Source organism: Sorangiineae bacterium MSr12523 (genome assembly GCA_037157775.1).
Classification (GTDB): domain Bacteria; phylum Myxococcota_A; class Polyangia; order Polyangiales; family Polyangiaceae; genus Pendulispora; species Pendulispora brunnea.
Genome location: CP089982.1, coordinates 10,544,008 through 10,564,633 on the forward strand (window position 1 = coordinate 10,544,008; position 20,626 = coordinate 10,564,633).

A 20,626-nucleotide genomic window follows, 5' to 3' on the forward strand; every position below is an offset into this window, starting at 1 on the left:
CACGAGGCCCTCGTTTCAGTCGAGGAATGCCGGGGCCTTCGGCAACGAGGCGAAGTCTTCCGGATCGTGCTGGATGACGAACCGTGCGTGGTCCGTACGAATGATGCCCTCGATGCGCTCCATGGATGCTTGCGTCTGCGCGCGATCGAAGTTCCAACTTGGCGCGATATGTCCTGCCCAATTCTCGCGGCTATGCGCCAGATCGCCGGAGAGGATGACCGTACCGCTGTTGGTGAGCCGAAGTTCGAGGGATTGATGACCGGGCGTGTGCCCGGGCGTCTGCAGAATGCGAACACTGCCGTCGCCGAACACGTCGTAGTCACCATCGAGAAGCTTGATGTTGGCTTTTCGATAATCGGAAAAGACCGAAGGATCGATACCGATGGCCGGCGGTGTTTTGGTTCCGTTTTCGAGCTCGCGGCGGTTCACGAGCCACGTCGATGACGTGAATTGATTCGCATTGCCGGCATGATCGGCATGGAGATGCGACAGCCCCACGAACGTGATGTCGCTCGGACTCAGTGAAAGGGCTTTCAGTTGTTCGCTCAGTGGAACGTCCACGAACTCCCTACCGACCACGTCTTTCACGCCTTCTTTCGATTGGGCGGTCGAGTCTTTGAGGCCCGTATCCCAGAGAAGAACTCCCTTGGGATGGCGGATGACGAAGCACGGATCGGGCATTCGTTCGCCCTTTCCGGTGGGTTTGCCATCGGCGGAAAAGAACCCCATATCGTCGACTTGGAAGTGGCCGCACTCCAGTGTGTAAAGCTGGACGCGGTGCGACTCCGATGCCGCGGTGGCGGTCTTGGCGTTATCCGAGCATGCAACCGACAACGAGGATGTGAACAATCCTAGGGCCATGCTAAGCCAGGCCGACGCTTTGGAAATCATGGCGGAAGTATGGGGCCGAAGTTGGCCCGTCCAAGTCTTTTCAAATGGAGTTTTGTGATGCGCAACGCGCGCTTTTACGTACTCGCCGCACTGACGATCGCGGCGTTCGGATGCCGGGAGAAAAAGCAACAGGTGGACGTCGGGGCCAAGAGTGAAGCGCCGACGACGGGGGCCGCAACGACGGGCGATACGGTCTGGATCGGCCACATCGGGTCGCTCTCCGGCAACGACGCCGTATTCGGCCAGTCGACGGACAACGGAACGAAGCTCGCCGTCGAAGAGCAGAACAAGAAGAACGGCATCAAGGGCAAGAAGGTGATGCTCAAGACGCTCGACGATCAGGGCAAGCCCGAGGAGGCTGCGGTCGCGGCGACGCGTCTCATTACGCAAGACAAGGTTTCGGTGCTGCTCGGCGAGGTGGCCTCCACGCGCTCGCTGGCGATGGCGAGCATCGCGGACTCGAACCACATCCCCATGGTGAGCAGCGGCTCGACGAACCCGCGGGTCACCAAGGATGGCGACAAGACGCGACCGTACGTGTTCCGCATCTGTTTCTTGGACAACTTCGCCGGAACGGTGATGGCGAAGTTCGTCACCGAGAATTTGAAGCTGACCAAGGTGGCCATTCTGCGCGACGTCGGAAACGACTATTCGATGGGCCTCGCGCAATTCTTCCGCGAGACATTTCAAAAGCGCGGCGGCGAGATCGTGGCCGAGCAGAGTTTCAAGTCCGGGGAGCAGGATTTCAAAGCGCAGCTCACGGCCATCAAAGGAAAGAATCCGGAGTTGATCTACGTGCCCGGCTATTACGCCGAGGTGTCGCTGATTGCGCGGCAGGCGCGGGAACTCGGGATGAAGCAGCCGCTCGCCGGGGGCGATGGGTGGGATTCGGCGAAGCTCTACGAAGTGGCCAAGGGCGCGCTGGATGGTTCGTATTTCTCGACGCACTACAGCGGGGACGATCCGTCGCCGACGGTGCAAGACTTCATTACGCGCTACAAGGCCATTTACAACACGCCGCCGGACACGCTCGCGGTGTTGGGCTACGACGCCGCCAAGGTGGCCATGGACGCGATGGATCGGGCCACGGAGCTCTCCGGGCCGGCCATTCGCGATGCCTTGGAGAAGACGAAGGACTTCAAGGGCGTGAGCGGCAACGTGACGATCGATGCGGATCACAACCCGATCAAGAGTGCCGTCATCATGACCATCGAGCAAAACAAAGCGAAGTACACGGCGACGGTGCAACCGTAGACGCTGGAGATTTTTAACCGCCAGGACGCCAGGATCGCCAGCGGAACCAACAATAAACCCTATTATTTTAATAAAAATAAATGTTGTTTATTGCCGTTTCCCCTGGCGATCCTGGCGTCCTGGCGGTTTCCTTCTTCCTTTGGCTATTCACCCCCCCACGGACGCGGGGTGTCGCTCATGTCGAAGTAGAGAATGCCGCCTTGGGCGATGTCCGAGTGCTTTAAGAACGGCTTGGCAATGCGTTTGCCGTCGAGGTAGGCGGCGCGGACGTATTTGTTCGTGGCGGAGTTGTTGGGCGATAGCACGATCAGCGGGCGATGCTGTCCCGGCAGGCGAATGGTCACCTTCTTGAAGAAGGGGCTGCCCATCGCATATTCACCCGAGGCGGGGTTCACAGGATAAATGCCAATCGACGACAGCAAATACCACGCGGACATTTGCCCGCAGTCGTCGTTGCCGCTCAAGCCATCGGGCCGATTGAAATAATTGGATTCGGCGATGGCCCGCACCTGGGCCTGCGTCTTCCACGCCTGATCGGCGTAGTCGTACAAATAGGCAATATGATGACTCGGCTCGTTGGTATGATTGTTGTGTCCTTCGCCGAAATGTCGATCCAGCAAGGCCGTGAAGCCCGCTTTTCCTTCCAGCTCGATGAGACCTGGAACGTCGTGCATCACGTCGAAGGTGTAAACCCATTGATTGCCCTCGGTCCACCCGTTGGGGGCCCATGAGCCATCGTAGTTGCGCGCCTGCATGAAGCCCGTGCTCGCGTTGTAGATGTTGCGGTAACTCTTGCTTCGCTCGAGGAAGAACTTCGCATCGTCTTCCTTGCCAACGGCTTTGGCGACTTGGGCCACGGCCCAATCTTCGTAGGCATAATCGAGCGTGCGCGACGCCGATTCCGCCGTGTGATCGGCGGCCACCCAGCCCTTTTCCTTGTACCAGGTCAAGCCGGCGCGCGCTTCCACCGGGGTGCCCTCTTCCCGGTCGCGGTAGCGCAATTCGGTATCGCGCTCGGGCGGTTGCATTGCGTCCTTGTAGACGGCTTCATAGGCCAGATTGAGATCGAAGCCGGTGAAGCCCTTGTTGATCACCTCGGCAATGAGAGAATCGGCATTCGTGCCCACCATGATGTTCGTCTCGGTGGGATTCTTCCACATGGGCAGCCAACCGCCCTCTTGGTAGTCGTGCAGCATCGACGTCATCATCGCGTTGATGCGCTCGGGCGCGAACAAAGTGAGAAACGCATTTTCTGCGCGGAAGGTGTCCCAGATCGAATAGCTCGTGTAGCTCTCACCCTCGTGCACCTTGTCGTCGTACGCGCTGTAATAGCGACCGTATTCCGACGCTTCGGACGGGTACTGCAGAGCGTGGAACATACCCGTGTAGAATGTGGCCAGTTCGTCGTCCGTGGCCCCGGAGATGTCCACGCGATCGAGTTTGTCGCTCCAAGCGGATTTAGTTGCCTTGGCAACCGAATCGAACGAGCGCCCGTTCGGGATCTCTCGATCCAGGTTCTGGCGAGCTTGCTCCACCGAGATGAGCGACGACGCAATTCGAACTTGCACGCGGCGCGTGCCCGCGGGGAAGCGGACATAAGCACCCGCGGCCGCATCCGTGCGGTCGTTCTCCCCTTCGTGAAGCGCCTCGCCCGTCGACGTTCCGAAGCTCTCGAACGGCGCATCGAAACGCGCCACGAAATAGCCTTTGAAGCCCGGCGCTTTGAACGGTCCCAGCTTGTCGTCCTGGCGGTCCGGGTTATAGCCGGAGATCTCGCGCTTCTCCGGATCGATATGCACATTTCCGGTGATATTGGCCCGCGTCGCCTCGAGCACGAAGTGCGGTTGCGGCCCCTCCGGAAAATCGAAGCGCAAAAACCCGACACGCGACGTTCCCGTGAGCGCGGCTTTCAGCGTCTGCCCGCCGCCCGTGGTCATGTCGACCGAATACCGATACGGCGTGGCGATCTCGTCGTCGTGCGTGAATGCCAAACTGCGCGCCTCCGCACCGGCTTTCACCTCCCCCACGCCGGGCATGCCCACGACGTATCCGTAATCCCCCATCCAGATCGCAGGTTGGTGCGTGCCAATGAACCCGCGGATTTTTTTATCGTCATGGTGATAGGGAAGTCGGCTTACCCAGTTTTCCCGGGTCATCACCGTCCAACGCGTCATAGCGAACGGAGGCGCGACACTGGGGATCATCCCGCCATATTCGGCTGGATCCGTGCCCGTGGTGCCGATCATGGGGTTGACGCGATCCACATTCGAGCGCCATCCGCGTAAGCCTTGGGCCATATCGGACGATGTCGATTCGTCCTTATCGCCGGAACTACAGGCCACGAAGAGCAGTATCAGCGGTGCCAGATATCCTCGCATGAAGACACCTTAGATCGAGTTGCCGCCGCTCGGCCACCCGCTCGGTCATAATCTTGAAACACGCCCAATACCTATAGAGTCCTCGGACGGCACACAGAACGCGGCCGTGGCCAAGTGGTGGATCACTCCGACCAGGGTCTCGCGACACTCGCGGCGGCGCGTGGAGCAACTGTTCCGAAAGCCAGCGCGCAAACCGAGTGAGTGGTGTGCAGGAAAATGCCTGGCACCGAAGTTGATTGCCAATGTCGATTAATGAATCTCCCCCGATGGATGTCGGCCGGAACGGCTCGCTTTCCTTTTCAGTCGGATTCATCGAAGCCAACGACAGCGGGCTTTCCGCTTTTGCGCTTCGGTGCCGCGCTTTTCGTGAGCGCATCGCTATTGTTTTCCATTCAACCGGTCGTGGGAAAAGCGATTACGCCGCTCCTCGGTGGTGCATCCGCCGTGTGGATCACGTGCATGCTTTTCTTCCAGGCGCTGCTGCTCGCTGGATACGTGTACGCGCACGTCGTTCTGCGCTGGCTCGGTGCGCGAAGGCAAGCGCTGCTGCAATTGGCGGTGGTTCTCGTCCCGCTCTTCTTTTTGCCCATTCATGTCGATGCCGACGCCGTGCGAGGCTGGTCGGGCGGCGGCGATCCCGCATTGCGATTGTTGCTCTTGCTCGCGGTGACGGCGGGCCCGCCATTTTTCGTGCTCTCCACGAGTGCACCGCTTCTCCAAGGTTGGTTCGCTTCGCTGAAAACGGGACGCGATCCCTATGTTCTCTATGCGGCCAGCAACGCGGGCAGCGTGGCGGCGCTCACGGCGTATCCGCTTTTGGTCGAGCCCTTGGTCGGTTTGTCCCACCAAATGTCGTATTGGGGCTACGGGTACTGCGTTTTCATTCTGGCGGTGGCCTTCTGCGCCGTCACGCTCTTTCGTGCGGCGCCACCCGATTCGATGCCGCTCGCCGTGGCCGCCGAGGAAGCGGTAAGTTGGAAACGCCGGGTATCGTGGTTCGTTCTCGCCTTCATTCCGTCGACGTATTTGATGGGCGTGACGACGCACATCACCACGGACGTCACGCCGATTCCGCTCTTTTGGGTATTTCCTCTCCTGCTTTACCTCGTGACGTTCATTCTCGTTTTCGCGAAGAAGCAATGGGTCCGGCTGGAGGCGATGGATCGCCCGCTCCTTTTCGGGCTGACCTTGGCCGCGATTGCCACCTTGCTCACGGCGTCGGCGCCCATGGCCCTGATCCATTTGGCGGCCTTCTTCATTGCCACGTACGTTTGCCACGGGCGGCTCGCGGCCAATCGGCCGGCGGAAACACATCTCACCGATTTCTATCTTTGGATATCCATCGGTGGCGTGGCCGGAGGCTTTTTCAATGCCTTGATTGCGCCCGCGATTTTCTCGCGTATCACGGAATACCCGCTGGCGCTGGTGCTCGCGGCCCTCGCCCGGCGCACATCGAAGCGCCAAGACGAGGGCACGCGGGCCGCGGTGCTCGATATCGCGATTCCGGTCGCCATTTGCGCGGCGGCGGTGGCGGTGTTCGTCTTTTTGGGGAAGGACCGCACGTCGGTGGTTTTCCGGCTCGCGCTGGGGCTGCTGGCGCTGGTCAATTACGCAGGGCGGGCGCGCCCGCGGCGGTTTGCCTTCGGCCTGGGCGCCATTCTGCTGGCCAGTGCCTTCCACACGGGGGCGCTGGGGCGCTCGCTCATGGTCGAGCGCAACTTCTTCGGCGTGCTCGATGTGACCGTGGACCCGACGGAGCGCTTTCATCGCATCATCCATGGGCACATCGTCCACGGTCTGCAGTTCATCGATCCGGCGCGGCAGCGTGAGCCGCTGGCGTACTACCATCGCAAAGGGCCCCTCGGCGACGTCTTCGACGTGTACGCGCCGCGCCTAAAGGGCAAATCCGTGGCGGTGGTGGGGCTGGGTGCAGGGGCCGTGGCGGCCTATGCCCAGCCGGATCAGACGTGGACCTTTTACGAGATCAACCCCGCGGTGGTGCGCGTGGCCGAGGATAGGCGGTATTTCACCTTCCTTTCCGACGCGTTCCCCGACGAGCGGAACCTGCACATCGAGGTGGGCGATGCGCGGTTGAGGATGGGCGATGCGGCCGAAGGCGCGTATTCGCTGATCATTTTGGATGCGTTCAGCTCTGATGCCATTCCGGTGCACCTTCTGACCCAGGAGGCGGTGGCGCTTTATGCGAAAAAGCTCACCCCCGATGGGCTGCTGGCGTTCCACATTTCGAATCAATATTTGAAATTGAACAAGCAGATGCCCAGTTTGGCTCGCGCCAACGGACTGGCCATCGTGGAACGGATCGATGTGACCGACATGGACGAGGCGGAAGGTCGCAGCGCGGCCGCCGAGGAATACATGTCCTCGGAATGGGTGGTGATGTCCAAGGATCCCGCGGCCCTGGATGCGCTGCTGGCGCGCGAGACGCCAAAGAACCGTGAATGGAAGAGGCTCGAGGCCAAATCCGAAACTGCGCCGTGGAGCGATGACTATTCCAATATCCTCGGAGTTTTCAGGTTCTCCTACGACTTGGGACTTCATTAGCCAGAACTGGCCAAGTAGGATTCGTTCGCGTAGGTTTTCGATCGCATGCACCTTGCATCGAAACCCAAGCGTAGGCGAGTTCTCGCGTTCGGTTGGCTGGTGGTGGTACCTTCGTGCGCGGTGGCGTGTTTCGCCGCCGCGTGCTCGGGCACGGACGGGGCCCACGTGGGCAATACGCCGGACGGGGGCCCGCGCGATGGCACCGTGGCGGATTCCCGCACCGATGCGCCAGGTGACGCGGGCAAGGACGGCGCGGTGGACGCGGCCGATGCGGCGACCGACGGCGGGGGTGCGGATGGACAATCCGATTCCGCCGTCGATGGTGGCGACGATTCGGGGAACGACGGCAGCACCGGGGACGCTGGGAACGACGGTGGCGACGATGCCGGGGCGGCCGATGGCGGTGGCGCGCCCGATGCCGAGGTCGATGCGGGCACCACGGCGCTGATCACCGGAACGGTCGTCGATGTGACGAGCCGAAGGCCCGTCGAGGAAGCGGCGGTGGCCGCGGGCTCGCTGGTCGCGCGGACCGATGCGGCGGGGCGCTTTGCTCTGCGTGTGCCCACGGGCGTTTTTTCGCGCCCCACGGTGACGAAAGCCGGCTACAGCGAGCGGCTCTACGAGGAGCTCGCGGTGACGGTGGATGCCGACCAAGGGCAGATTCCCATCTTGTCGCTCGATGCTCAGTCCGCGCTGCGGGGCGCGCTGCCGGGATACGATGCGAACCTCGGCGCGATGGCGGTGCGGGTGCTCGCGCGTGGCACCTGCCCGAACGAGGAAGGCGCCACCTTGAGCATCTCGCCCGCGGGTGTGTCGCGCATCGCGTATTTCCGCAGCGGCGTGCCCAACGCCGAGGCGCCGAACGTGCACGCCGGCGAGGAAACGTCGGCCATCATCTACAACGTGGCGGTGAGCACCACGATTTCGCTCGCGGTCGCTCGCAATGGGTGCACGATGGCGCGGTACCCGACGACGAACAACGGGCTCACGCGGACGGGAAATATCCAGACGCGCGGGGGCAATTCCATCACGACGGCCACGACCTTCGTCGAGTAGCCGTCATATCTTCTTTGCGGTCAACCCGCGTGCGGCAGGACCGTGCAGCAGACGGCCCTCTGTGTCGAAGCGCGAACCATGGCAGGGGCAATCCCACGAACGCTCCGCATTGTTGAACGCCACATGGCAGCCGAGATGCGGACACACCGGGGAGAAGGCGTGAAGTGCCCCGGCATCGTCACGGTAGACCGCGAGCCTCTCGCCGCCCAACTTGACGATCTTTCCTTCGCCGCGTTCCACCTCCTCGACCGAACGCGCATCGGGCGCGCGCAGACGATCGCCGACGAAATGCGCAGGGAAATCGACGTTCTCGGCCACGAAGTCCTTGGCACTCGCCACCGGCTTCACGCGCGAGGGCGCGTACAATTGCAACAGCTCCCTGGCGCGCGGCGCATCCGGCTCGGCCAAGAGCATCCCCGCGAGCGTCCCGAAGGTCATGCCATTGCCGCTGTACCCAACGCCGATGGATAGCTTTTCTTTGCCCGGTATCTTTCCAATGTACGGCAGCCCGTCGACCGGCTCGAGGATCTGTCCGGACCAACGATGGGTGACCGGCGCAACGCCAAAACGGACGCGCGCGTATTCTTCGAGCCTCGTCCAGCAGTCCTCGGCGTCGCCTTTTTGCCCAGTCTTGTGGTCTTCCCCGCCGATGACCAAATAGCGTTTCCCGAATATCTCGGCGATGCGCGTGTAATGATAAGGGTCGTCCATATCCCAAAAAAGCGCGAGGGGCACGTCACCCGATTCGACACGGGCGATGGCGTACGACCGATAATGGGCCAACTTGGTATGCAAGGCGAACCGCGTCGGCGGTGCACTCGTTGCGAAGATGACCCGATCGCAGGTCACGCGCTGCTCGGGCGCCCCTTCGTCGAGGCCAGTGGCCACGTGCACGGTACATGGTTCTCCTTCATCGACGTCACGCACCAGGGTGCGCTCGAAGACGTGGCACCCGTCGCCGGAAATCGCATGGGCGAGCCCCTCGAGGTAGCGACCGGCGTGAACCTGCGCTTGATCGGGGAATCTCACTGCGGCGGCGCAGCGAAATGGGAGCGGCACCTCGCGCACCATGTCGACGTGGATACCTGCCCGGGCGGCTGCCTCGTATTCCAGGTGCAGGGCGCGAAGGTCGTCTTCGCGCTCCGTGTAGAGAAAGCCTGGCACGGTGCGGTAGACGCAGTCGATCTTCAGCTCTCGCACGAAGGCCCGGATGCGCGTGATGGCGGCATGGCTCGAGTACGCGACCTCTTTGGCGGCGGTGGGGCCGAAATCTTTCTCGATGGTGGCGTAGCGCGCATCGACGGCCTCGGTCAGATGCGCCGTCGTGCGCAGGCTGTTCTCGCCGCCGACGGTATGCGCCTCCAGCACGGCGACCCGGAGACCCGTCCGTTTCAAAAGCAACGCGGCGGTCAATCCGGTGATGCCACCCCCCACGATGGCGACGTCGACGTGCAACCCACGTTCGAGGCGCGGGCACGATACGCCCGACGCCGTTTCCTGCCACAAGGACCGATGTTCTAGCTCCGCGGAAAGCATTGGCTCACCTCCCGCAGCCCCACTGGGCAATGCGAATGCCATATGCCGAATTCCGGCCTCGAGCATAGGAATGGCATTCATGATGCAACGACTGGACTGTGATGCACCCTTTTCGACAATTTTCCGCATTGCTCGCGGCCACGAGCGGGGTCGTCGGCACTTTACGCGCGGCGCGTGCGGCGGGTGCTCCGTGGATACTTTGCACCGTGACACATCACCCCGGTAGCTATTATCAAAACATTGCCCGCCAATGGGGGCTGGAGGTGGACGACATCTGCCAACTCGACGTGGCGGGGCGCTAGTCAGCTGCGTCGCCAAAATGGTCGCACGATGCGGTTCGTGCGATGGGCCCGCGCGAGGAAGGTTGCACCTGCAATCATGCAAACCGCCACGGCCACGAGCGAGGCTTCGGGACCGAATGCGCCGCCGGTGAGAAGCTCGGGACCGTGGAATTCGATCGCGAGCAGGCCATGGGCCTCGGTGCCCGAGACGCTCGTTCCGAAGATGCCGCCCTCCGTGAAATTCCAGGCCATGTGCAGGGCCATGACCAGCCAGAGTCGGCGTGTGCACATGTAGCCGGCGGCCAGCAAGATGCCCGCCTCGAGGGCGATGGCCACGGTGCTGACCGCGGTGGCCCCAGGGTTGGGCGCGTGCACCAGGCCAAACAGGGCGGCCGACAACGCCAGCGCTGCCCAGCTTCCCAGGCTTTCTTCGACGATGCGAAAGAAGACGCCGCGAAAGAGGATCTCCTCCGATACGCCGGCGGCGAGCGCACTCACCAAGGGGTAGCCCATGACCCCGATGGAATTCACGCCGGTGAGCGTCCATGCCCCGCAGAGGCACAAGATGGCCATGGTGACACTGAACAATGCAGCCCCGATGAGCAGCCCCAGCGCGGTTTCGCGACCCGCCCCATCGAGGCGAAATTCAACGAGCTCGCGCCGTTCGATGCCGCGCACGTTGGCGATGTAGACCGCCGTGGCAGCGGCCGCGGAGAGCAGGTGCACGAAGGGGGGTGGCAGCGCGCCCCCGAACCACTGTGTGAGGGCGATCGCCAGGGCGATGGACGCGACGGCAAGCACGAGCCGCGTCACGGGGAACTGCAAGAAGCGCCAGAGCGCGCCTGGTCGACGATTGACGGCCGCGATCGTATCCATATAACCCGCGATGGAACCTTACTGTCCCCCCATCCCGAGGTCGAGATCGCATGAGCCAACCCCCCATCGTATTTCGTCGTGCCCGGCGCGAAGACGTGCCGGCCATCGTGGCGCTTCTCGAAGATGACGCCATCACGGTCTCCCGCTACCGAGCCGACGACAGCCCCGCCGATTACGAGCAAGCCTTCGATGCGATCGATCGCGATCCGCGCAACTGGCTCGTGGTGGCCGAAGAGGCGGGGGCCATCATCGGAACGTTGCAGATTACATACATTCCGTCCCTGAGCCGCCGGGCGAGCGAGCGGGCCCAGATCGAGAGTGTGCGCATCCGCAGCGATCTACGCAGCCGCGGTCTCGGGCGGCAGATGATGGAGTGGGCCATCGAACGCGCAAAGGAGCGCGGCTGTCGTTTGGTGCAGTTGACCACCGACAAGCGACGAACCGACGCGCACCGCTTTTACGCGAAAATGGGTTTCGAGAGCACGCACGAGGGGATGAAATTGCGTATCCCTACCTAGGAATCCGTATTTTACGATAAAAAGAACGAGATACCAACGAAATTGCGTCAGGCTTATGAGGAGGCCATGGACATTTCGATTCATGGCATCAACCTGCATTGGGACGAGCGTGGGAATGGGGCGCCGTGGCTCTTGCTCCATGGGTACGGGGGGTCGAATCAGGATTGGCAGCATCTGTTCGATTTGGACGAGCTGGCCCAGGGGCGCCGGCTGGTCATGCCCGATGCGCGGGGACATGGGAAATCGACGGATCCGGAGAAGGCGTTCTCGTTTCGGCAGTGCGCACGCGACGTGCGTGCGCTGCTCGATCACCTCCGGATCGAACGCGTTCGCGCGGTGGGGGTGAGCCTCGGGGCGAAGACGCTCCTTCACGTGGCGACACGATGGCCCGAGCTCGTGGAGGCCATGGTGCTCGTGTCGCCGGCACCGTATCTACCGGAAAATGTGCGCGCGGTGACCGGCACACCGCACGACGATTTGAGCTTCACGCCGCCGCACCTGGCAACGATTTCCGCGCGCACGTTGATTGTCTACGGCGATCGCGATCCGTATTACCCGGTGGAAATGGCCGTGCAGCTTTATCGAGCCATTCCGCGCTCGCAGCTTTGGGTGCTCCCCAATGGCGAACACACGCCGGTGTTCGGCGAATGGCGCGCCGACTTCGAGCGCACGACGCGCGCGTTCTTGGGGTGATCACTCCGCCGGGGCGGCGGTGAGCAATTCCTTCTCGGCGGCGCGTTCGACGGTGACGGGGACGCCGCTGAGGCTCGCCGTGCCGGAGAGCGCGTCGAATTCGGCTTCGTCGGTCAGATCGTTGATGCTCACACCTGCGTGGCGGCTGGCCACGCTCAATGCGGTGCCTCGGCGACCATGGCCCCAGCCATGGGGGAGGCTGACGACGCCGCGCGAGATGGCGTCGGTGACTTCCACCGTGGTCTCCACGCGACCGCGCTGCGAGCCGGCCACCACGCGGTCGCCCGTCTTGAGGCCGCGCGACTTCGCGTCCTCGGGGTGCATGAAGAGGGTGCAGCCGTCTTTGCCCTTCACCAGGCGAAGGCTGTTGTGCATCCACGAGTTGTTGCTGCGGAGGTGACGGCGACCGATGAGCACGAGGCCCGAGGGCTCCGGCCGCGCGAGCGCGGCCTCGAGGCGCGGGATATCTTCGAGGAAAAGGCTGGGCGCGAGCTTCACGGAGTGACCGCGCATCAAGCGCGCGAGACGCGGCTCGAGGGGCCCGAGGTCGATGCCGTGCGGCGCCTTCTTCAACTTGGCCAGCGAGAGGCGGTGCGGGCCGATGCGAAGAAGCGCATCGAGCACGCGCTTGGGCCCCAACGCCTTGAGACCGCGCATCATCAGGTTGAACTTGCGATCGCGCTTGCCGCCGCCCTTTCCATAGAGGGCCAATGCCAGGCCGAAGAGCACGTCCCAATCCGAGCGCACGCCCGGCGGCGGCGCAATCGCGGCCTCGACGTAGCGGGCGGCGTTGCGTACGGCGAGGCCATAGAGCGCGACGTCGTAGTGATCGCGCTCGAGGCCGAACGTCGTGGGAAGGATCAAGTTTGCGTGGCGCGTGGTCTCGTTGCGGTAGATGTCGATCGACACCATGTAATCGAGCTTCGAGAGCGCGCGATCCAAGCGTGCGCCGTTGGGCGTGGAGAGCACGGGATTGCCCGCGACGGTGACGAGGGCCCGGATCTGGCCCTTGCCCGGCGTCTCCATCTCCTCGGCCATGGTGACCGCGGGGAGCTCGCCGCCGAACTCGGGGAGGCCGCGCACCCGGCTTTTCCATACCCCGAAGTGCCCCCTCTGTCCGAGCTTGCTGCCGAGTGAGACGATGTCGACCGCGGGCGTGGTGAACATCGCCCCACCCTCGCGATCCAGGTTGCCGGTGACCGCGTTGAGCGCGACCACGAGCCATGCCGCGAGCGCGCCAAACTCCTGCGTGCACACGCCGATGCGGCCATAACACACGGCGTGCTCGGCCTTGGCGAAGTCGCGCGCGAGCGTGCGGATGGTCTCCGCAGCGATGCCGGTGCGTGCGGCGACGCGCTCGGGCGGGAACGCCGCAGCCACTCGCCGAAGGTCGTCCCAGCCTTCCATGGGATAGTTCTGGCGCCAGGTGCGCTCCAGCGACTCGGCGAAAATCGTATGCAGAATACCGAGAAGCAAAAATGCATCGCTGCCGGGGCGAATGAAGTGGTGCTCGTCGGCAATCTGCGCGGTCTCGGTGCGGCGCGGATCGATGACGATGAAGCGGCCACCGCGCGCGCGGATCGCCTCGAGGCGCTTCTTGATACCGGGCGCGGTCATGAGGCTGCCGTTGGAGGCGAGCGGGTTGGCACCGAGGATCAACATGTGCTCGGTGCGGTCGACGTCCGGAACCGAAAAGGCGAGCTGGTGCCCGAACATCTCCAGTGCCGCCAGCATTTGCGGCAGCTGGTCGACGGAGGTAGCCGAAAAACGCGCCCGCGTGCCCAGCGCTTTTCCGAAGTAGATGGCCCCCAACGTGGCTCCATAGCTGTGCACGTTGGGGTTGCCGAGGTAGAGCCCTACGGCACTGCGGCCATGCTCCTTTTGCACGGCGGCCAGGCGCTCGGCCGCTTCGGAAAGCGCGGCCTCCCAGGAAATGGTCTCCCAGCGATCGCCCACACGCCGCATGGGCTCGCGAATGCGATCCGGATCGCTCGATACGTCGCCGATGGCGGCGGCCTTGGGGCAGATGTGGCCGCGGCTGAAGGGGTCGTCATCGTCGCCGCGAATGGAAAGGACGCGTCCGTCCTCGATGCCCACCGCTACGCCGCAGACTGCCTCGCAGAGCATGCACGTATGAAGTCGTGTGTCGGCCATGCGACAAAGATGCGCCAACCGGCTCGGCACGTCGAGCGACTTCGACCCGTCCCGCATCGCGGGCCAAGGCTTCGTTTTTACACGACATAACTGAGATACGGCTTGTACCTGCGAAAGACCCATGGCTCGGGTGCGCCGAAGGCGACGCCAAGGGTGATGAGCGCGTTGTAATAGAGGCTCTCGCGCGGCATGCCACGCAATGGGCCGAGTAAGCTTTTGAGGGCACTCGCGCGCGTGTGGAAATCGATGTTGAAGGAGATGCTCGTCCCCAGCCCGCGCACATGATGCAGGGTCCCCGGGGGCAGGTACAAGACATCGCCCGGGCCCACGATGACCTCGTGCGGGATGGCGCGCCGGCTCTCGGGGATCCGTTCGTAGTCGGGGTGCTCGGGATCGAAGTCGAACCACCGCCAGCCGCGACGGCGGCAGTAACGAGCATCGGATGGTGCATAAATGGTGAATCGTTTGCTTCCGTAGATCTGGAAGAAAAGATTGTGTGTCAACAGCGTGTCGAAATGCAGAGGCGTAAGGCTGTGCGCCGGGCCCATGAAGAATTGGACGTAGCGCCACCATTCCGACCGATAATACGCGGGCAGATACTCCACCGGAAATGGAGATACGTCCGGCAGAAGCTCCGGCAGCCACGTAAATATAGGAATATCGTGGCAATACGGAAGAACGGTGTGGCGAGAATGAGTTTCACCTTCGACGCTGCGCAGAAAATCGGCATACGCCGCAAATGTCCATTTTGATTGATGAATACCCGCAGCGCGATACTCCTTCACCGGCACGGACAGATTTGGCGCGATCCGTGCGAAGTACTCCGGCGACCATGTCGCATGTGCTTTCCAGCGCTCGCCGCATGCGATCAACACAGGGTTGCCTTGGGCTACGTAATCGGAGTGAAACTCGCGGGCGCTTGGATTCGTGATCTTCGGAACGGCAGAAAAACGTGGAACCATCGCTCGTGACTCCTTGCTTTTCGTGATCGAGTGGGACGCTAACACTCGAAATTCGTATTTACCAGTGAACGAATTTAGGCCCTTACATCGATGTAAATGAAGCAATCGGTCAATGAACGACGTGTAAGAAACGCGAGTCATTAAGACAACGACACGCGAGAAAGATGTTGAAAATCATCGAAACAATGTGACGCCACATTGGCAATTTCGGCAGCAAATTCACTTTTCGGATTAACGCCAATTAATTTCAACGCCGGCCATTGCGCTTCGAAAGGTTCGAGCTATGGTCCGCTAACATCGATTGCAGCACGCGCGAGCGCAGCGTCGATACGAAGTGGTCATTTCAATCCAAATGGTGGACGTTTCAAAGTCCCCTGGTGATTCGATGAACCACTGAAAAAGGCTTCGAGTTTCCAAATCGTTCCAACGGAAAATCGACATGACACGATGGGCATTGGTCATTGGTGCCTCGTCCGGCATGGGCCGCGCGACGGCGCTGAAGTTGGCCGCGGATGGCTACGATATCTTGGGAGTCCACCTCGATCGACGGGCTGCTCTGCCGCGTATCGAGGCGCTTCGCGCGGAAATCGAGGGCATGGGAAGGAGGACCGTTCTTTTCAATTCGAACATCTCCGCATCGACCAACCGTAAGGCCGTCCTCGATCACATCCGAGAAACGGTGGCAGCAACGGAGGGTATTTCCGTGTTGGTGCACTCGGTCGCCTTCGGGGTCACCAAGCCTCTCTTGGGGCCGGGCAGCGCGACCGAAGAAGACCTCACCATCACCTGCGGTGTGATGGGCCATGACTTGGTGCATTGGGTTCGCGGCTTGCTAGAGAGGAATCTCTTCGAATCACCAGGTCGCATTTTTGCGATGACCAGCGAGGGTGACCGCCGCGCGTGGCCCTCATATGGTCCCGTCGCCGCGGCGAAATGCGTGCTCGAAGCCCACACACGCCAATTGGCGGTCGAGCTTGCGGCGCGGAAGATCACCGTCAATTGCATTTTGGCCGGGGTGACGGACACCCCTGCCCTGCGCGTCATTCCCGGGCACGACGAGCTTGCCGCGGCGGCCCTGCGGCGCAACCCGCATGGAAGGCTCACCACCCCGGAGGACGTGGCCAATGTCGTGTCGTTGCTATGCGATTCACGGGCAGCATGGATCACCGGCTCGGTGGTCAGTTGTGACGGCGGCGAAAGCGTCGCCGGTTGAGACGCCTCCCTCACCTCCTTCAATGAACGGAGTACGTTCGATGCAGACCAACGAAACCTTGAACGAAGTCATCGCGATCATCAGCAAATTCGCCGAGCGCCGCGAGGCCATCGAGCGCGTGGATTCTTCGACCCGCATTCTGGACGATCTCGGCGTCTCCAGTCTGAACTTCATCGACATGGTGTTGGAATTCGAGGAGAAGTTCAACGTATCGATCTCCGACGAGGAGCTGAAAGGCATCAGCACCATCGGCGATGCCGTGAATGCCATTGCCTCGGCCCAGGGTCGATGATGCGAGCCGAGGACCTGCGACCGGACGACGTCGTGGTCACGGGCCGCGGCGTGGTATGCCCCATCGGCAACACCGTCGAGGAAATCGTCGCGCCGCTGCGCGAAGGGCGCTCCGGCGTGGAATACGATACGGAATTCGAAGCACACGGCTTCCGAAGCCGCGTCTCCGGACGCATCCGCGGCTTGGATGGCGCGGCGTATTTTTCCGAGACGCAGCTTTTGTCGATGTCGCGCGCGTCGCTCTATTCCAGCGTGGCGGCCGTGCAGGCCGTGCGTGAGGCACGCCTCGAGCCGCGGGATCTCGAACGGGAAGCTTCGGGCATCGTATTGGGCTCGGGCATCGGTGGGCTGGGCACCAATTACCGAATGTACGACATTCTGCGGGAGCAGAAATCGCCACGGCGGGTCGGCAGCCACGGAGTGGACACGACCATGTCGTCCACGTGTGCGGCCAATGCGAGCGTGCTCTTTCGGACGCAAGGGGTCGGCGAGGCGCTTTCGTCGGCGTGCGCGACGGGACTGCATTGCATTGGGTACGCATATCGACTCATCCGACATGGATACCAAGACACGGTGATTGCTGGGGCGGCCGACGAGGATGGGTGGGCCACGGCCTTCGCCTTCGATGCCATGCGCGTTCTCTGCGCGGACTCCAATGATCGGCCCTGGCGGGCATCGCGGCCTTTGGACGCATCGCGCTCGGGTTTCGTGGCCTCGGGCGGCGCGGGGGTGGTCGTGCTCGAAAAATACGCGCGCGCCAAGCAGCGAGGCGCGCGGCCGCTGGCGCGCATCCGCGGGTACTGGAGCTCCACCGACGGCTCGGGCGATATGACGGCGCCCTCGCCCAGCGGGCAGCAACGATTGCTTCGCGCGGCCTTGCGCAATGCAGAAATGCAAGCCGGGGACATCGATTACGTCAACCTGCATGGAACGGCAACGCCAACGGGGGATACCACGGAGGTCAGCGCACTGGTGCAGGTACTGGGCAATCGCGGATACGGCGTTTCGTCGTCCAAGTCGCAAATTGGTCACGCTCTGGGGGCGGCGGGCGCCATCGAGTTCATCTTTTGCTTGAGCATGCTGGAGCATGGCTTCATGGCCCCTTCGATCAACATCGAGCGCCTCGATCCTTCGTTGAAGGATTACGAGCACCTCGTGGTGACCCGCACCGTCGAGCGGCCGTTGCGGTGCATCATGAGCAACAATTTCGGATTCGGGAGCACCAACGGCTCCATCATCGTGGAGGGAATCGCGTGACGTCGCCCGTGCTCGATAGCCTTCTTGCGCCGCTGAAAGGACGCGGGGCGGCGCGCCGGATCACGTTCGTCGCCGAATCGGGCCACGACAGCTCGACGTCGTATGCGGACTTGATGCAGCTCGCGCTGGCGCGGTGCGCGGCGTTGAGGGAGCTCGACGTGCACGAGCACGATCTGGTCATGCTGGCGTACCCGTCGTCCGAGGAGTACCTGGGGCTGCTCCTGGGGTGCATTCTCGCCGGCGTGGTGCCGTGCACGATGCCGCTGCCGGGCAAACGCCTGCTCGATACGACCCACAACGTGATCGACGTGGCATGCCGTCTTTACCGACCCAAGGTGCTGTTCACCACGGATGGCTGCGTCGAGGCGGTGCAGCCGCTGTCGGGCGAGCTCGGAATGCGCGTGGTGGGCAGCACGGGTGTACTCGCGGCTTCGGCAGCAGGAAAGCCACCGCGTTTGACGGAAAAGACACTCGAGGCTCCGCACCACGTGCAATTGACCTCGGGATCGGTCGCGCACCCCAAGGCGGCGGTGCTCAGCCATCGCAATGTCCTCGACAACGTGCGCGGCATTGCTCGGGCGCTCGATTACGATTCGGAGGTCGACCGCACCGTATTGTGGCTGCCGCTCTACCACGATATGGGGCTCATTACGCTGCTCTCCACCTTGCATCATCAATCGGAGCTCACATTGATGCAGCCGGGAAGCTTCATTCGCAATCCGCTCGGCTGGCTGAAACGCATGGCCTCCAGCGGCTCGAGCACCACCGTCGCTCCGACGTTCGCGCTGCGCTATTGCCTTCGCCGCTTCAACGCGGAGCGGATGCAGGGCGTCGATTTGAGTCGGTGCCGGCATCTCGTCGTGGGTGCCGAGCGCGTCGACGAGGAGACCTTGCACGAGTTCGCGCGGACCTTCGCTCCGTATGGCTTTCGCGGGGCCGCATTGCAACCGTGCTACGGCATGGCCGAGACCACCCTTGCGGCCACCATGCAACGCGTGACGGAGCTGCCCCACCCCGCGCCGCCGGCCGAGGCTCTGTACTTCGCGCGAAGCGACGCGCAGGCACAAGGTGCGGTGTCCGTCGGCAAGCCGCTCGCGGGGATGGAAGTGGCCATTCGCGACGAACGAGGGCATTCGCTGGGCGAGCGGGCCACGGGGGAGGTTTTCCTTCGGGGCACGTCGGTCATGTTGGGGTATCTGCCGACGCGAACCGCGCAGGCCCCCGCGGTCGTCGACCCGGGCGGCTGGCTGGCCACGGGTGACATTGGCTACGTCGCCGACGGACACCTGTTCATTCTGGGGCGTAAGAAGGAGATCATCATCATTCGCGGATTGAATTACTTTCCGCAGGAAATCGAAGAAGCCATTGCCGATCATCCCATCATTTCCAAGGATGGGTGCGCGGCCGTGGGGGTGCACGACGAGGCAAAGGGCACGGAGAACCTCGTTTTGCTGATCGAGGCCCCCGCCGGAGACGTCTCCCCGACCGCGCGTGCGGAATTGCAGGCGCTCTTGCTCCAGCGCATCGGGTTTGCCGCGCACGACCTGGTGTTCGTGCAACCGGGCGCGCTGCCCCGCACGACCAGCGGCAAATTGCAAAGGCTCAAATGCCGTGAACTGCTCGCGGCCGGGAGGGCGGCATGACGGTGCCCCTCGCGTTGCCAGCGCTGGCCGCCAGGCCGGTGTTGCGGCACCTCGAAACATTCGGCGACGTCCCCAAGAGCGTTCGCACCCTCATGGAGTCGGGTGTCACCCGGCTGCTCGACAGCGATATGATCATTACCCAACCGCAGCAGGTGCCCGACGCGGTCACGACGGGGGAGGCCGCGTCCAGTTCCATTCATGCGGCGGGCGCCGAGATGGCCGAAACCATTCTGCCGCAGATCGAGGCCGAGGGGCTCGCAGACCATTTCAAACCGCTCATGCGCTCGTTCGTGCGCATTCTGTTCGGTCTCTTTCTTTCGCCCGAACAATGCGAGCGCGCCTGCGCGTGCATCGATGCGGGAAATCACTTTTCCTTTCTGGCCAGCGACGCCGGGGGCCCGTCGCTTTCGAGCTGGCGGTCCGTGGCGCACGCCGAGCAGGGCGGAATACGCCTCACCGTCGACAAAGTATGGGGCATCGAAGCCCACCGCGAGGGCATGGCCATCGTCGCGGCCCGGGGCCCCGTCTCGTTTTTCCCCGCGGCGTACGTGGTTTGGCCGGAGGCGTACCGCACCTTGCGCCGGACGCCCCATGGAGATCCTTTTTTGGAGGGCCGCCTGCAACTTGGCAATGTGAAAGGCGTCGTATCTTTGACCCGCGACGAACGGGTCAAGTCGGGCGGGCCGGCCGTGTTCAACAAATACCTCACCACGGTGCGTCCATTCTTCGTGCGCGGATTGATGGCCCACGTCGGCTGGCTCGGCGCGCGGGATCGGGTCGCGCTCGACGAAGGCGATGCGCGCGTGCACGCGTTCCTCTCCGAGGCGGCGCGCGTCCAAAGCCGTGCGGGGCGCTACGACGTGGACAACGTACACCGCGTTCTGGCCATCAAATTTGCCTCGAACGAGTTCTTGAACGATCTGGTCCGAAAAGGGGCCGTCGCCCGATTCGGCGATCAGCGCGACTTGCTCGCGTTCACCAAGATGGAGGGAAGTTCTTACCACTGTTACCACGCGCTGCGAAACAGCACGAAAAGCCAATAGCCCGCCACCCGCTTTCAA

The 20,626-nt window shown here is 62.7% G+C and carries 17 protein-coding genes; 11 read left to right on the forward strand and 6 right to left on the reverse strand.

Annotated elements, in window-relative coordinates:
* Nucleotides 1-15 precede the first annotated feature (15 nt).
* Nucleotides 16-891, reverse strand: coding sequence for an N-acyl homoserine lactonase family protein (locus tag LZC95_41455; GenBank protein WXA92904.1), 876 nt, complete (start codon nucleotides 889-891; stop codon nucleotides 16-18).
* Between the two features lie 57 nt (nucleotides 892-948).
* Between LZC95_41455 and LZC95_41460 the strand changes: the two genes are divergently transcribed.
* A complete protein-coding gene (locus LZC95_41460) occupies nucleotides 949-2,145 on the forward strand; it encodes an ABC transporter substrate-binding protein (protein WXA92905.1) in 1,197 nt (398 codons plus the stop codon).
* Nucleotides 2,146-2,288: 143 nt separating this feature from the next.
* Here LZC95_41460 and LZC95_41465 read toward each other — a convergent pair whose 3' ends face one another.
* A complete protein-coding gene (locus tag LZC95_41465; GenBank protein ID WXA92906.1) occupies nucleotides 2,289-4,523 on the reverse strand; it encodes a GH92 family glycosyl hydrolase in 2,235 nt (744 codons plus the stop codon).
* Nucleotides 4,524-4,925: 402 nt separating this feature from the next.
* On the opposite strand from LZC95_41465, the gene LZC95_41470 reads away from it, so the two are divergent.
* Both LZC95_41470 and LZC95_41475 read left to right on the forward strand, forming a co-directional pair.
* Nucleotides 4,926-7,085 carry a fused MFS/spermidine synthase gene (locus LZC95_41470; GenBank protein WXA92907.1) on the forward strand — a complete coding sequence of 720 codons (2,160 nt, stop codon included), beginning with the start codon at nucleotides 4,926-4,928 and terminating at the stop codon, nucleotides 7,083-7,085.
* A gap of 99 nt (nucleotides 7,086-7,184) precedes the next feature.
* Nucleotides 7,185-8,141: a carboxypeptidase-like regulatory domain-containing protein gene (locus tag LZC95_41475; protein WXA92908.1), complete on the forward strand. Its 957-nt coding sequence runs from the start codon at nucleotides 7,185-7,187 to the stop codon at nucleotides 8,139-8,141.
* 3 nt (nucleotides 8,142-8,144) lie between these two features.
* On the opposite strand, the gene LZC95_41480 is transcribed toward LZC95_41475, so the two are convergent.
* Nucleotides 8,145-9,677 carry an FAD-dependent oxidoreductase gene (locus LZC95_41480; GenBank protein WXA92909.1) on the reverse strand — a complete coding sequence of 511 codons (1,533 nt, stop codon included), beginning with the start codon at nucleotides 9,675-9,677 and terminating at the stop codon, nucleotides 8,145-8,147.
* Nucleotides 9,678-9,778: 101 nt separating this feature from the next.
* Here LZC95_41480 and LZC95_41485 point away from each other — a divergent pair, with 101 nt between their 5' ends.
* Nucleotides 9,779-9,979 (forward strand): hypothetical protein, encoded by a 201-nt coding sequence (locus LZC95_41485; GenBank protein ID WXA92910.1) that lies wholly within the window; start codon nucleotides 9,779-9,781, stop codon nucleotides 9,977-9,979.
* Here the strand turns inward: LZC95_41485 and LZC95_41490 are convergent, their stop codons facing one another.
* Nucleotides 9,980-10,834, reverse strand: coding sequence for a CPBP family intramembrane metalloprotease (locus tag LZC95_41490; protein ID WXA92911.1), 855 nt, complete (start codon nucleotides 10,832-10,834; stop codon nucleotides 9,980-9,982). It lies immediately after the preceding gene.
* A 50-nt stretch (nucleotides 10,835-10,884) separates the two neighbouring features.
* Between LZC95_41490 and LZC95_41495 the strand changes: the two genes are divergently transcribed.
* Nucleotides 10,885-11,352, forward strand: a complete 468-nt coding sequence (locus tag LZC95_41495) for a GNAT family N-acetyltransferase (protein ID WXA92912.1) — start codon at nucleotides 10,885-10,887, stop codon at nucleotides 11,350-11,352.
* A 66-nt stretch (nucleotides 11,353-11,418) separates the two neighbouring features.
* A complete protein-coding gene (locus LZC95_41500) occupies nucleotides 11,419-12,045 on the forward strand; it encodes an alpha/beta fold hydrolase (protein WXA92913.1) in 627 nt (208 codons plus the stop codon).
* Here LZC95_41500 and LZC95_41505 read toward each other — a convergent pair whose 3' ends face one another.
* Both LZC95_41505 and LZC95_41510 read right to left on the reverse strand, forming a co-directional pair.
* The gene (locus LZC95_41505; GenBank protein ID WXA92914.1) at nucleotides 12,046-14,199 is read right to left on the reverse strand and encodes a molybdopterin-dependent oxidoreductase; all 2,154 of its coding nucleotides are present in this window, start codon (nucleotides 14,197-14,199) and stop codon (nucleotides 12,046-12,048) included.
* A gap of 77 nt (nucleotides 14,200-14,276) precedes the next feature.
* Nucleotides 14,277-15,161 carry a cupin-like domain-containing protein gene (locus LZC95_41510; GenBank protein WXA92915.1) on the reverse strand — a complete coding sequence of 295 codons (885 nt, stop codon included), beginning with the start codon at nucleotides 15,159-15,161 and terminating at the stop codon, nucleotides 14,277-14,279.
* A gap of 439 nt (nucleotides 15,162-15,600) precedes the next feature.
* Here LZC95_41510 and LZC95_41515 point away from each other — a divergent pair, with 439 nt between their 5' ends.
* The 5 genes from LZC95_41515 to LZC95_41535 are packed head-to-tail and all read left to right on the forward strand — an operon-like array spanning nucleotide 15,601 to nucleotide 20,608.
* Nucleotides 15,601-16,374 (forward strand): SDR family oxidoreductase, encoded by a 774-nt coding sequence (locus tag LZC95_41515; protein ID WXA92916.1) that lies wholly within the window; start codon nucleotides 15,601-15,603, stop codon nucleotides 16,372-16,374.
* A gap of 40 nt (nucleotides 16,375-16,414) precedes the next feature.
* Nucleotides 16,415-16,666 carry an acyl carrier protein gene (locus LZC95_41520; protein WXA92917.1) on the forward strand — a complete coding sequence of 84 codons (252 nt, stop codon included), beginning with the start codon at nucleotides 16,415-16,417 and terminating at the stop codon, nucleotides 16,664-16,666.
* Nucleotides 16,663-17,922 (forward strand): beta-ketoacyl-[acyl-carrier-protein] synthase family protein, encoded by a 1,260-nt coding sequence (locus LZC95_41525; protein WXA92918.1) that lies wholly within the window; start codon nucleotides 16,663-16,665, stop codon nucleotides 17,920-17,922. The genes LZC95_41520 and LZC95_41525 overlap by 4 nt, the downstream gene beginning before the upstream one ends.
* A complete protein-coding gene (locus LZC95_41530) occupies nucleotides 17,919-19,565 on the forward strand; it encodes an AMP-binding protein (GenBank protein WXA92919.1) in 1,647 nt (548 codons plus the stop codon). Before LZC95_41525 ends, LZC95_41530 begins: the two co-directional genes overlap by 4 nt.
* Complete coding sequence (locus LZC95_41535) at nucleotides 19,562-20,608, forward strand: hypothetical protein (protein ID WXA92920.1); 1,047 nt, start codon at nucleotides 19,562-19,564, stop codon at nucleotides 20,606-20,608. The genes LZC95_41530 and LZC95_41535 overlap by 4 nt, the downstream gene beginning before the upstream one ends.
* Nucleotides 20,609-20,626 lie beyond the last annotated feature (18 nt).

Excerpts from the sequence above, each read along its gene's own strand:
- LZC95_41455 (WXA92904.1), bottom strand. The coding sequence starts at position 891 with ATGATTTCCAAAGCGTCGGCCTGGCTTAGCATGGCCCTAGGATTGTTC.
- LZC95_41460 (WXA92905.1), top strand. The coding sequence starts at position 949 with ATGCGCAACGCGCGCTTTTACGTACTCGCCGCACTGACGATCGCGGCG.
- LZC95_41465 (WXA92906.1), bottom strand. The coding sequence starts at position 4,523 with ATGCGAGGATATCTGGCACCGCTGATACTGCTCTTCGTGGCCTGTAGT.
- LZC95_41480 (WXA92909.1), bottom strand. The coding sequence starts at position 9,677 with ATGCTTTCCGCGGAGCTAGAACATCGGTCCTTGTGGCAGGAAACGGCG.
- LZC95_41485 (WXA92910.1), top strand. The coding sequence starts at position 9,779 with ATGCACCCTTTTCGACAATTTTCCGCATTGCTCGCGGCCACGAGCGGG.
- LZC95_41490 (WXA92911.1), bottom strand. The coding sequence starts at position 10,834 with ATGGATACGATCGCGGCCGTCAATCGTCGACCAGGCGCGCTCTGGCGC.
- LZC95_41495 (WXA92912.1), top strand. The coding sequence starts at position 10,885 with ATGAGCCAACCCCCCATCGTATTTCGTCGTGCCCGGCGCGAAGACGTG.
- LZC95_41500 (WXA92913.1), top strand. The coding sequence starts at position 11,419 with ATGGACATTTCGATTCATGGCATCAACCTGCATTGGGACGAGCGTGGG.
- LZC95_41505 (WXA92914.1), bottom strand. The coding sequence starts at position 14,199 with ATGGCCGACACACGACTTCATACGTGCATGCTCTGCGAGGCAGTCTGC.
- LZC95_41510 (WXA92915.1), bottom strand. The coding sequence starts at position 15,161 with ATGGTTCCACGTTTTTCTGCCGTTCCGAAGATCACGAATCCAAGCGCC.
- LZC95_41515 (WXA92916.1), top strand. The coding sequence starts at position 15,601 with ATGACACGATGGGCATTGGTCATTGGTGCCTCGTCCGGCATGGGCCGC.
- LZC95_41520 (WXA92917.1), top strand. The coding sequence starts at position 16,415 with ATGCAGACCAACGAAACCTTGAACGAAGTCATCGCGATCATCAGCAAA.
- LZC95_41525 (WXA92918.1), top strand. The coding sequence starts at position 16,663 with ATGATGCGAGCCGAGGACCTGCGACCGGACGACGTCGTGGTCACGGGC.
- LZC95_41535 (WXA92920.1), top strand. The coding sequence starts at position 19,562 with ATGACGGTGCCCCTCGCGTTGCCAGCGCTGGCCGCCAGGCCGGTGTTG.